The 11923-nt window shown below is 55.9% G+C and carries 12 protein-coding genes; 11 read left to right on the forward strand and 1 reads right to left on the reverse strand.

Annotated elements, in window-relative coordinates; all coding sequences use genetic code 11:
• Positions 1 to 164 precede the first annotated feature (164 nt).
• From HZB34_16635 to HZB34_16675, 9 genes are all read left to right on the forward strand, one after another.
• On the forward strand, positions 165 to 1682 hold the full coding sequence (locus HZB34_16635; GenBank protein ID MBI5317589.1) for a Do family serine endopeptidase: 1518 nt from the start codon (positions 165 to 167) through the stop codon (positions 1680 to 1682).
• Positions 1683 to 1750: 68 nt separating this feature from the next.
• Positions 1751 to 2704, forward strand: coding sequence for a twin-arginine translocase subunit TatC (gene tatC / locus HZB34_16640; protein MBI5317590.1), 954 nt, complete (start codon positions 1751 to 1753; stop codon positions 2702 to 2704).
• 36 nt (positions 2705 to 2740) lie between these two features.
• Complete coding sequence (locus HZB34_16645; GenBank protein MBI5317591.1) at positions 2741 to 3694, forward strand: Mrp/NBP35 family ATP-binding protein; 954 nt, start codon at positions 2741 to 2743, stop codon at positions 3692 to 3694.
• A 13-nt stretch (positions 3695 to 3707) separates the two neighbouring features.
• The gene (locus HZB34_16650) at positions 3708 to 5006 is read left to right on the forward strand and encodes a molybdopterin molybdotransferase MoeA (protein ID MBI5317592.1); all 1299 of its coding nucleotides are present in this window, start codon (positions 3708 to 3710) and stop codon (positions 5004 to 5006) included.
• Positions 5007 to 5096: 90 nt separating this feature from the next.
• Positions 5097 to 5621 carry a molybdopterin-guanine dinucleotide biosynthesis protein B gene (gene mobB, locus HZB34_16655; protein ID MBI5317593.1) on the forward strand — a complete coding sequence of 175 codons (525 nt, stop codon included), beginning with the start codon at positions 5097 to 5099 and terminating at the stop codon, positions 5619 to 5621.
• 155 nt (positions 5622 to 5776) lie between these two features.
• Complete coding sequence (locus tag HZB34_16660; GenBank protein ID MBI5317594.1) at positions 5777 to 6505, forward strand: ABC transporter ATP-binding protein; 729 nt, start codon at positions 5777 to 5779, stop codon at positions 6503 to 6505.
• A 146-nt stretch (positions 6506 to 6651) separates the two neighbouring features.
• Complete coding sequence (locus HZB34_16665) at positions 6652 to 7443, forward strand: ABC transporter permease (GenBank protein ID MBI5317595.1); 792 nt, start codon at positions 6652 to 6654, stop codon at positions 7441 to 7443.
• A 250-nt stretch (positions 7444 to 7693) separates the two neighbouring features.
• Positions 7694 to 8023 carry an RNA-binding protein gene (locus tag HZB34_16670; protein MBI5317596.1) on the forward strand — a complete coding sequence of 110 codons (330 nt, stop codon included), beginning with the start codon at positions 7694 to 7696 and terminating at the stop codon, positions 8021 to 8023.
• A gap of 255 nt (positions 8024 to 8278) precedes the next feature.
• Positions 8279 to 9988, forward strand: coding sequence for a response regulator (locus HZB34_16675; protein MBI5317597.1), 1710 nt, complete (start codon positions 8279 to 8281; stop codon positions 9986 to 9988).
• A gap of 87 nt (positions 9989 to 10075) precedes the next feature.
• On the opposite strand, the gene HZB34_16680 is transcribed toward HZB34_16675, so the two are convergent.
• Positions 10076 to 10405 carry a hypothetical protein gene (locus HZB34_16680; GenBank protein ID MBI5317598.1) on the reverse strand — a complete coding sequence of 110 codons (330 nt, stop codon included), beginning with the start codon at positions 10403 to 10405 and terminating at the stop codon, positions 10076 to 10078.
• A 499-nt stretch (positions 10406 to 10904) separates the two neighbouring features.
• On the opposite strand from HZB34_16680, the gene HZB34_16685 reads away from it, so the two are divergent.
• Together HZB34_16685 and HZB34_16690 are read left to right on the forward strand one after the other, a co-directional pair.
• Positions 10905 to 11585: a hypothetical protein gene (locus tag HZB34_16685; GenBank protein MBI5317599.1), complete on the forward strand. Its 681-nt coding sequence runs from the start codon at positions 10905 to 10907 to the stop codon at positions 11583 to 11585.
• Positions 11586 to 11592: 7 nt separating this feature from the next.
• Positions 11593 to 11739 carry a hypothetical protein gene (locus HZB34_16690; GenBank protein MBI5317600.1) on the forward strand — a complete coding sequence of 49 codons (147 nt, stop codon included), beginning with the start codon at positions 11593 to 11595 and terminating at the stop codon, positions 11737 to 11739.
• Positions 11740 to 11923: the final 184 nt, after the last annotated feature.

Here is an 11923-nt window from a genome sequence, read left to right on the forward strand (position 1 = left end):
AGGCGAGGTGCTGGCGCTTCGTGACGGGCGAAAGATCCCCTTGGGCGCTGTTTGGCAGGGTCAGACAGGGAGTAGTTAGTCTTTGAAGCCCTCATAACTGTGGTGTACAATATACCGTTCAGCTCATGATGTTACGTCAGTTAACCCTGTGGAGGAACGCTGTTATGGTCACTCGGAGTAAGGGAGGGGATGTCCAAGGTTTTTTCACAAGTATCGGTCTGGTCATGAGTGTCTTGGCATGTACTGTCCTGTTGAGTGAACCCACTGCCTTAGCCGCCGGGGTTCCAGCCGGGCTGGCACAAGGATTCTCAGAGATTGTCAAACAGGTCACCCCAGCCGTGGTAAATATTGCGGTGACCGGAGGTGAAAAAAGTGGAGGCCGAGGCCGGAGATCGCCGTTACCCCCGGGCCCTTTTGAAGGACCTCCGGGTGAAGAAGCACCAGGAGGGGAACTTCCGACGCCTCCACCAATGCCTCCAGGCGGAGGGCATGGGCGCCCTGATCAGAGCGCCGGATCCGGTGTCATCGTTGATCCAAACGGCTTTATCGTGACCAACAACCATGTGGTTGAAGGCGCCACGCAGATCACTGTCACGCTCAGCGATCGACGTGAATTCAGCGCAAAAGTGGTGGGAACCGATCCGAAGACGGACTTGGCTGTCGTGAAGATCGACGCGAAGAACCTTCCCTCCTTAAAATGGGCAGAATATGAGAAGTTACAGGTCGGCGATCTTGTGTTGGCAGTCGGCAGTCCGTTCGGGCTGAGTTCGACCGTCACCCTGGGCATCATCAGCGCGTTGGGGCGAGGCAATGTCGGGATTGCCGACTATGAAGATTTCATCCAGACCGATGCGGCCATCAATCCGGGCAATTCCGGCGGGGCCTTGGTTAATTTGAGCGGCGAACTCATCGGGATCAATACGGCAATTTTCTCAAGGACTGGAGGATCCGAGGGGATCGGCTTCGCTATTCCGAGCAGTATCGCACTGGACATCGTTGAGAGTCTGCAGAAAACCGGTAAGGTCGTGCGCGGCTGGATGGGTGTCGCGATTCAAGAGATTACGCCGGCCTTGGCAAAATCCTTCAAGCTTCCGGAGCATCGCAAAGGTGTCCTCATTAGCGACGTGAATGAAAACGGCCCTTCCCACGCAGCGGGCATCAAGCGCGGGGATGTCGTGGTTGCATTCAACGGGAAAGAAGTTCTCAACGTGAGTCAGTTGCGGAACCTCGTCGCACGCACGATGGTCGGCAAGGATGCACAGGTGAAGGTGTTGCGAGACGGCAAGGAACAGACTATCGCCGTGAAGGTGGCGGAGCGGCCGACGGATGAAATGTTGGCGAAGAGGGAGCCATCGCCTCCGAAGGAACAGGTCGAACCGGTGAAGCTGCCGGATAATGTCCTCGCATCCCTTCGTGTGCAAGCGTTGGACGCAGCCACGATGAGCCAATTGAACATCCCGGCGAAGATGACGGGTGTGGTCGTGACGTCTGTCGAGGGCGGCGGTCCTGCGGAATCGGCCGGCGTGCAGCGCGGTGATGTCATTCAGGAAGTGAACCACCAAGTTGTGACCAAGCTCGAAGACTACCAGAAAGCTTCGAGTGCGCTGAAAAAAGACGAGATGGCCGTCCTGCTTCTGAGCCGGCAGGGGAATAATCTGTTTGTGGCGGTCAATCCCCAGTAATACATATGACGCTGGCCACAATCGCCCGGTCCCCGGGCGGTCGTGGCCAACCATGGGATAACGCTCGCATGGCCTTCGGTTTGAATTCAATCAACCAGTGGCTGCAAGACACGATCTTTAAGCCGCTGGAAGATAAGAAGATGCCGGTCATGGAGCACCTCGTGGAGCTCCAGGTTCGGCTGACACGTGTAGCGATCATCACTGGCGTGGTATTTGTCGGCACGTTTTTCTACGCCGATCTGTTGGTCAAGTGGCTTCGCATTCCCCTCCAGAACATGTTCATGCCGGGCTCTTTGTCCTGGGTGCCGACTGATTTGCCGACCGTTCCGTTTGTTTTTCTCGCGCCGGCTGAAGCGTTATGGCAAAACGTCAAGGTGGCCGGGCTTTTTGCTGTTGCCGCTGCTACCCCATACATTCTCTGGGAAGTCTGGCATTTCGTGGTGCCTGGGCTCCATGCCCAGGAACGACGTTTTGTGGCGCCGTTTGTGTTGTTGACCGCACTGGCTTTTTACGCAGGGGTGGGCTTTTCTTTTTTCTTTGTGCTTCCATTCGCGCTGAACTTTTTGATTTCCTACGGTGTGACCGCCGGCTTCATTCCCCAGATCTCCATTGCACAGTATGTCGGATTTGCCCTGTGGTTCTTGCTGATATTCGGGTTGATTTTCGAAGTTCCACTCGCGATTACTCTCATGGCAAAGCTTGGGTGGGTCGATGCGCCTTTTCTCAAGCGGTATCGTAAGTGGGCGCTGCTGGGGTCGTTCATCTTTGCCGCAATTCTCACGCCGACGCCCGACCCCTTCAACCAATGTCTCATGGCCTTGCCGATGTACATATTCTACGAGATTGGGATTTTTAGCGCGGGGTTTTTCAACAAGAAGAAGCCGGTATCGGAAGGGTCGGCCGTGCCGGCCGTTGCCACTGCGGCGGCGGGAAACGGCAGCGCGCCATCGATGGGACTCCCTAACGTGGGAGGAGGCGACTATGTCGGCGTGCCGACAGATAGACGAAAAGAACGAAAGTAGGCAGATCCGACGTAACGTCTTAGAGAGGGAAGATACATGGCTCGTGAATTGAACGTCATTCAACCCCCCGGCTCCGGTGGCAGTGATGCATGCGTCTACATGTGGGCTTGCGCGATCTGTGATGAGAACGAAACCTGTCAGAAGGACAAAGAGGGGCACAGCCGCTGGTTGGTGGCTAAACGGATGGAACGGATCGAATACAAGGTGCTCATCATGAGTAACAAAGGTGGCGTCGGAAAGAGCACCTGTACGACGAACCTTGCCGTGAGTCTCGCGCTCAAAGGGTGGCATGTCGGGATTTGCGATATGGATATCCATGGCCCGAATATTCCTAAAATGGTGGGGGCCGAAGGTCAGAAGCTGAAGATCAGCAGTTCAGGCGGGATTATTCCATTTCAGGCATATAATCTGAAAATTGCCTCGATGTCCTTCTTATTGCAGAATTCCGACGATCCGATCATCTGGCGCGATGCGTACAAGTACGAATTCATCAATCAACTCCTGGGCGGTGTCGAGTGGCAGGATCTCAATTTCTTGTTTATCGACCTGCCTCCAGGTACCGGCAACGAATCGGTTACGACCATCGACCTGCTCGGGAATGTCAGCGGTGCGGTGATCATCACAACGCCCCAGGAAGTGGCGTTGCTGGATTCCCGCAAGTCGGTGACATTCTGCAAAGATAGCGAAGTCCCGATCATCGGGATTGTCGAAAACATGAGCGGGCTGGAGTGTCCCCATTGCCACAACCACATCGAAGTATTCCGCAAGGGCGGGGGGGAAGCCTCCGCGATCGGTATGGGTGTGCCATTTCTTGGCCGTATTCCCCTCGATCCCGATGTCGTCATTCAGTCCGACGCCGGCGAGCCATTTGCCATGTTTAATTCCGACACGCCGACGGCGGAGTGTTATCACGACATCGCCAACAAGGTCGAAGTGTTCTGTAAAAAGCGCGGGTCGCTCGTAAAAATTGCTTCTTCGCAGGCGCATTGATGAAGGAGAGACTGTGAAGGCGACAGATGTGACGGAGGGGCTCACACAGCTCCACGAGGCGCAGCGGATCGTGTTGGGGGCAACGCCGATCCTGGGCCTGGAAAAGATCTCCCTCCTCGATGCTCTTGGCCGTGTCCTTGGTGAAGATATCGTAGCGGAACGGGATAATCCACCCTGGGATAACAGTGCGATGGATGGGTTTGCGGTGCGTTGGAACGACATCAAACAGGAGCATGCGATTCAGAAACCGGTGACGCTCGAAGTGATCGAAGATGTTCCTGCAGGTAAGATGGCATCAAAATCTGTCGGCGCGGGGCAGGCGATCCGCATCATGACCGGAGCCCCCCTGCCGAAGGGGGCCGATACGGTTTTGAAGGTCGAGGATACGGAGTTTACAGCTGAATCTGTTCGTGTCTTCAAGCCGGAGCAGCAAGGCGCCAATATTCGACCCCAAGGGGAAGATGCCAAGAAGGGCGAATGTATCATTGGAAAAGGGACGCAAATTCGCTCGGGTGAAGCGGGGATGTTGGCGATTCTCGCCAAATCGTTCATCTTTGCCTATCAGCAGCCTCGGGTCGCGATTCTTTCGACCGGTGATGAACTGGCGGATTTGGACGAGCGGTTTAGCGAGGAAAAAATCATCAACTCCAATAGCTACGGGATTGCCGCAGCCGTCAAAGAGGCAGGTGGTATTCCCCTGCTGCTGGGGATTGCGAGAGACACACCCGCGGCACTGAAGGAAAAGATTTCACAAGGCCTGACGGCAGACATTCTTGTGCTGTCGGGTGGCGTATCGATGGGTGATTATGATTTCACGAAAGCGGTCTTTCATGAACTGGGCGCAGACATGAACTTCTGGAAGTTGGCAATCAGGCCTGGGCAGCCGCTGGCCTTCGGGAAGATTCAGGGTAAGCTGGCTTTTGGGTTGCCGGGAAATCCCGTGTCCTCCATGGTGACGTTCGAGCAGCTTGTGCGGCCGGCACTGCTCAAAATGAGTGGACACCGGAGTTATGGTCGGCCGGTTGTCCAGGCGCTTTTCCAGGAGAGCTTCTCAAAACGGCCGGACCGACGCCATTTCCTCCGCGGCGTGCTGACTCGGGAAGATGGTGTGTTCATGGTTCGAACGACTGGTGCGCAAGGTTCTGGAATCTTGACGTCCATGGTGAAGGCCAATTGCTTGATCGATATTCCCGTCGAAGTGGAGCGAGTGAGCCTGGGTGATCTCGTATCGGTTCAACTGCTGAGCGGCGTAGCCTGGGCCAGCCCGACAGACTCAAGTCACACAAGTGGACATCACCAGTCCTGTTGCTGACAAAAAGGAGGTCACTGGTCGTCAGTCATTAGCCAAGCGGGAGGAGCATTGGCGATCTCTCCTGGCCAATGACGATTGACCGGTTTTATCATGGGCATACCTATCGTCGCGTTTGTCGGTCGGTCGAACAGCGGGAAAACCACGCTGATCGAGCGTGTGATTCCAGAGTTGGTCAGAGCCGGCTACAAGGTGGCAACTGTAAAGCATACGGGACACGGGTTTGATCTCGATACGGAAGGGAAAGACAGCTGGCGTCACAAGCGAGCCGGAGCGAGCAGCGTCGTGGTTCTCTCCAAGGGGAGCATGGCAATGTTTGCCGATGTGTCCGATCAGATGCGTGTCGAAGACGTCCGGGATCGGTTTCTCGATCACACCTACGACCTGATCATCGCAGAAGGATGGAAGCACGAACGGTATCCCAAGATCATTGTCGTCCGTGAGCAGGTCGGGGAAATCCCCGTTTCTACGGAAGGGCTACTCGCGGTGGTATCGGATAAGCCTGTAGATCTGCACGTTCCACTCTTTGGGCTGGATGACGTCGTCGGCGTTGCCGCGTTAATCATGAAGCAGTTTCCAAGATCGCAGGCTCGCTCGGAACAGGGACTAGAAGCTTAAACCGGCCCTCGCTCAGCCTTTGTCGCTGATGCTGGCGCTCTTGGCGTTGTGAGCATCCCTCACACAAGGTAACCGACATTCGGTGTCGGTTGCCATGCCATCGCGCGGCTCTTCAACTCACAGGTCGCGGTTACACGAGTGACAGACTGACATTCATGCCCACGCCCATTCTGCATGTGCAACGTCTGGTCAAACAATTTGGCGAATTCTTCGCCGTCAACGATATTTCGTTCGACATCAGACCGGGAGAAATTCTTGGATTGCTGGGTCCAAATGGAGCGGGGAAGACCACCACGATTCAGATGCTGCTCGGGGTCGTCACACCGACTGCCGGATCCATTCAGATGTTCGGGCTCGATCTGGCGACTGATCGAGAGAGCATTCTGCAGCAAGTGAATTTTTCCTCGACCTATGTCTCATTGCCGCAGGCGCTCACGGTAGAAGAGAACCTCTGGGTGATTGGGCGGTTGTATGGTCTGTCTCAGATTCGAGAACGAATCAATGACATCGTGAAGCGGCTCGAGATGGAGGAGTTTCGTCATAAAGTGACGCGCAAGCTTTCTTCCGGGCAAAGCACTCGACTTGGGTTGGCCAAAGCGTTTTTGACCGATCCGAAGATCCTTTTTCTCGATGAGCCGACGGCGAGCCTGGATCCTGATATCGCACAAAAGATTCGGAGCTTTCTCAAGGAAGAGAGACAGTCGTCCGGGCTGAGCGTCCTCTATAGCTCACATAATATGCACGAGATGGAAGAGATGTCGGATCGAATCATCTTCCTTCAGCGGGGAAAGATTGTGGCAGAGGGGACGGCGCAGGAGATCGTGGCGCGGTTTGGGCAGGCAGATTTAGAGGAAGTGTTTGTGAAGTTGGCGCGGGAGAAATAAGAGGGGGGCGATGGGTACGGTTCCCTTGCTCCCGGAGCGCGCACGATCGGAATGTGCTCGCTCGACGGCCGCAGGGGGAACCATACCCATCGCCCCCCCCTGAATGGTCGACAGCCCAACCGAAGAGAGTGAAGAGAGAGGGAACGATGAAGGTGCATCGGATTTACGCGCTGGTGGTGAGGCATATGTATCTGTACCGCCGCAGCTTGCCGCGCGTGATGGAAATTTTCTATTGGCCGTTTCTGGATCTCGTGATTTGGGGGTTCATCACGGTCTACCTCATGAAATTCCAGGGGCAGATCCCGGGCGCCGTGACGTTTTTTTTGGGAGCGTTGATCCTGTGGGATGTGCTGTTTCGATCTCAACAGGGAGTCACGATTTCGTTTCTGGAGGAGATTTGGGCAAGAAATCTCATGAACCTGTTCGCCAGTCCACTCAAGCCGAACGAATTTCTCGCTGCGACGATGGTCATGAGCATTTTCAAAGTGTTGGCGGTCTCTGTGGTCATGGTCGTCTGCGCAGGGCTGTTTTATTCCTACAACATTTTTGTGATCGGGTTGTGGCTGGTCCCATTCGTCTTAAATCTGGTGCTGACGGGCTGGATTATCGGGGTCGTGACCACGGCCCTCATCATGCGATTCGGCCAGCAAGCGGAGGTCCTGGCCTGGAGCATGGTATTCCTGTTCCAGCCCATCTCCTGTGTGTTTTATCCGATGGAGGTGCTCCCTGGATGGCTGCAGGCCATAGCCTGGGCGAACCCGGCTGCCCATGTGTTTGAAGGGATGCGTGCCGTACTCAACGCGTCTCCCGAGCCGAGCGCCCATCTCGGCTGGGCGACCGGTCTCAATCTGTTGTTTCTCGGTATGGTCATTGCCGTCTTCCATTGGATGTTCGAGCTGTGCAGAGAAAGGGGACTGCTGGTGCGCATTGGGGAATAACCGGCAAGGAAAAAGAGAGAGATCGGATTGCCATTTTGAAGAGGGCTGTGATAGCCTCCTCTTGTCTTACCGCAGGGCCTGGCGGTGAGGTGGAATGAAACATTCAGGCCTGTCCGGTCGATGTTGCCTTGCCCGAGAATCTCGTCGGAAGTCAGACCCAAGTCGCCGCGTCCTTCGCGTCTTCGGCCAGTTCCTTCCCCCGTTCCTCGAGAACAAGACAATGTCATTACATTCAAAGGAGGAGCCCCAGATGGGTGCGAAGATCTATGTCGGTGGGTTGCCCTACTCGGCGACTGAGCAGGAGTTAAGCGATCTGTTCGGGCGGCATGGCGCCGTTGCTAGCGCACGGATCATTACGGATAAGTTTACGGGACAGTCGCGCGGCTTCGGCTTCGTTGAAATGTCTTCGGATGCGGAAGCGCAGGCGGCCATTACTGCCCTAAACGGTGCGGAAATGGGTGGGCGAACATTAACCGTCAATGAAGCGCGTCCCCAGGAGCCACGCACAGGTGGTGGAGGTGGATTCGGTGGGGGTGGTCGTAGCGGGGGTGGCGGAGGCGGTAAGCGAGACCGCTGGTAATCCTCATACGCACATGTAAAAGGGGGTTGTTGTCGTTAAGATGGCAGCCCCCGTCTTCTTCCAGCTGCACTATGCCTTTCACCAGACCCTTCCTCGTCCTCATTCGACAGGGGGCCCTACGTGGGGGCTCCAGATTTCCCCCCTGTTCAGTGTGCGTTTTTCCTTTCGTCAAACGCTGTTCCAACGGTATATCTAATGACGAACCTTGATTAATGAGCCTATGATCTGACTCACGACCGTTCGAGGAAGGACGCAATGCCGTCGACGCTGGAAACAATCCGCCGTCTCAGCGAAAGCCTCCTCCAACATACGAATATCGACGACATCGTGCGCCAGGTGTTGCATACGGCCCTGGAAGTCATCGGGGAGGATGCCGGGTCCGTTCTACTCGCCGAAGAGAAAACCAAAAGGCTGATCTTCCACTATGTGGTCGGCGAGAGCGCCGACCAGCTGCGCGGGACCTCTATTCCCTGGGACAAGGGGATTGCCGGGGCTGTGTTTTTCAGCGGCCGAGCAGAGATTATTCCGGCTGTTCGCGAAGATCCCAGGCACCATTCGGCTACCGACCATCTCACTGGTTACGAGTCTCGGGATATGATCGTCGTGCCTCTCAAGCGTCATGGAGGAACACCGATCGGCGTCATCGAGGTGTTGAACAAGGCCACCGGCCAGGTCAGCCGTGACGATCTGGACGTTCTGGTCGTTATCGCTTCCATCGCTGCCGCCGCTATCGAACGGACAAACAATGCCGAAGTCCTTCGTCAGAAGGATGTTCAGCTTCAACAGTCGCAGAAGATGGAGGCCATGGGTCGGTTGGCGGGAGGCGTCGCGCATGATTTCAACAATCTCCTGACCGTTATGCGGGGCTTCAGCGAGATGATTGTCGGCTCGCTGGACCCCTCGGCTGCTGGAAGAAAGTATGCCGAAGAAGTTTTGAAAGCTGCAGAGCGGGCATCAGGTCTGACCAGACAATTGCTCGCTTTTAGCCGCAAACAGGTCCTGGAGCCACGAGTCATCGACTTGAATGGGATCGTTTCAAATATCGAGAAGATACTACGACAGCTCATTGGGAAAGATATCAATCTGTCCACGAAGCTCGATCCCAATCTCGGGTGGGTCAAGGCCGACCCCTCTCAGATCGAGCAAGTAATTTTGAACCTCTCGGTGAATGCGCATGATGCTATGTCGGAGGGCGGCTCGCTGATCATCGAGACGGCCAATGCTGAGCTGGACGAACGATTCGCCCGTCAATCCACCGACCTTCGCCCCGGCCCCTACGTCCTGCTCTCGGTCAGCGATACGGGGACCGGCATGAATCAGGCGACGTTGGCCAAGCTGTTCGAGCCGTTCTTTACCACGAAGGCTCCGGGCAAAGGAACAGGCTTGGGGCTGTCCATCATTTATGGAATCGTGAAGCAGAGCCACGGCCACGTGGCTGTCACTACCGAAATGGGATGCGGGACCACGTTTAAGATCTACTTGCCGCAGGTCGAGGCGCCTGATTCCGATGTGGACGTTGCGGGTTTGGCGCCAACCGCTGCGACCGGGTCGGAAACCATCCTGGTCGTAGACGACGAGGAGCAGGTACGCAGTCTCGAAAGCGGTGTCTTACAGTCCAACGGTTACAAGGTCCTGTCGGTGGGAAACGGACAAGAGGCGCTACGGATCCTGCGCGAATCCCCCGAAGCGATCCACCTGCTCGTCACCGATATTAACATGCCCATGATGAACGGCCGAGAGCTGGCGCGCCTTGCGGCTTCTCTGCACCCATCGATGAGGGTGCTCTTTACATCGGGCCATCCGGACGAAGACCAAATTTCTTCAGCGGGAATGGCCGGCAAGACGAACTTCCTCCAAAAACCCTTTACCACGGACAGCCTGCTTCGCCGTATTCGCCAGAGCCTCGACGAGATCGAGGAATCCTCCACAACCAAGGGCACTTCCTCGCGCTCCCCCCAAAGATAGCTTCATGCCTCAGACTCCGGTTGGAATGTGATCATTGCGAAGGTTTGATCTTCCTCTTTCAATGGGGAGGGCAGCTTGCCGCGCACCTCAGGTTGTCTTGACGAAGCGATCCGGCGTCAGCACGCTGTGGAGTGATTGCGTGACTGCGCGTCGATAGGGTGCTTTCTGACGCAGCATGATGACGAGCTCTTCGTCATCGATAAGAATCGACAAGTCGCTCTCCGTCACGAGTTGTCGATCCGGCGCCCCGATATTCATGCGATATTGAGTCTTCCCGTCAGGATTCCGGTTGGGCCCGCTGACAATCTCGGTGAGCCCATCGATGAATCCAACGTGCCCCTCATGCCGGTGCTTCACTTTTGTGCCGTCAGGGATGCGGACCCAAGCCGAAGGTGTTCCCGGCTTTGCGGGCTTCATGGTACTCATAGTTATGGTCTCTCCTTGTGATCCGATATGGAGTGAAGAATCGCTGCAAACATCCCAACGCATCTTGTCATGGGTCGGCATGGCCGTGCCGGAGCCACATCGCGGGCCGCAGGAACCATTCCTGCCGGGCTGTCGTCAGCAGGAAGCGGCACGACAGAGAGGACCTTCGAGAGCCCAGCGGATTTTCTACACTCTACCACACTCGGGTCTGCCATAGCGACTACCGCCAGGACTGCCTAGTCAATCGGATCTTCACCTGCGACGCAGTGAGCGCTCTTCCCACCTATCCGTATCGTTCATTCTTGATCACATAATATGTCCGGTTACAATGATTGTGCTGGTTCGATGAATGAAATTGCCGCGATAGATCGAAAAACCAAGGTGATTTCCTAGCATAAAAAGCGTATCCTCTGCAGCAACGAGACGTCTGAGCCATGGGGGATGTGGCCCGTCTGAGCAGTCGTGTGAAGAACCCACAACGAGGCGAGGAATGAAGATCCATACCGCCGCAGCCGGGATGCTGTGTCTCACTGCTTTGGCGACAAGCGCATGTGTTATGCCGAGTACCTACGACAAGGCCGTCGCTGATCTCACAGCGACAAGAGCGGAAGTCGCCAGTACGAGGACAGAAATGCAGGTGCTCACCGAACAGATCAGTGAACTCGAACAACTCAAGGCCGATCTTTCAGGGCGTGTAGAGGCTGCCTCGTCGGCCCTCGAGCTTGCCAAGCAGAAGATGAAGGCCGAGCGCACCCTTTCACAGGAACGTTTCAGCAAACTCGCTTGGGCAATCGGTCAGCTGACTGCCCAACAGAATAGGTTGCGGTATGCCCTTCAACGTGCGAACGAAGAACGGCCCGCGCTGCAATCGGTCGTTGAAAGGTACAAATCACAATTAGGTGAGGCAGATGGGCTCAGGGCTTCAGTTTCACCGATCGTACCAAGCAGCCAACAGCCCGGGGTGGGCGTTGCCCCGCCGGCACAGGTTCCAGCCCAAACAGATCCCGCACCCAAGGCGACGGTGACGGCACCACCAGCATCCGTAAACCCCGCCCCAGCCAGCCAAAATCCGCAGCCGCCGAACAAACAACTACCCGAACCGATCGACAGTGATTGGTTGTCTCTGTTCAAGGGATGGATCATGTCCCTCTGGCAATCCATCTTTTCCTGACAGGGTGATGGAAAATTCAGCTAACTCAGACCATCTGATGGATCTGGCGTTTTTGATCGCTCTGCTCTGTCTCGTCGCGTTTGCTTCCGTGGTGGGTGTCCTCGTATGGCGTGCCTGGTTCACGGATCGAACTAAACCGGATAAACCGGACTAGCAGTGCGTTGACAAACTATTTCCGCATGACAGAAACGTGAGGCCAGGACACTCACAAACCCTATCAAAATCGGTCGCGGGCTGTTCAGAAAGGCCGCTTTCTCACCCGCCCAACCCCGGCGCGCCAAGACGCGCCGTTGCCGCGGGCAAGGCCGCAGCAAGCGAAGAGGCGACGAGGTACAAAC

This window comes from Nitrospirota bacterium, from assembly GCA_016219645.1.
GTDB lineage: Bacteria > Nitrospirota > Nitrospiria > Nitrospirales > Nitrospiraceae > Palsa-1315.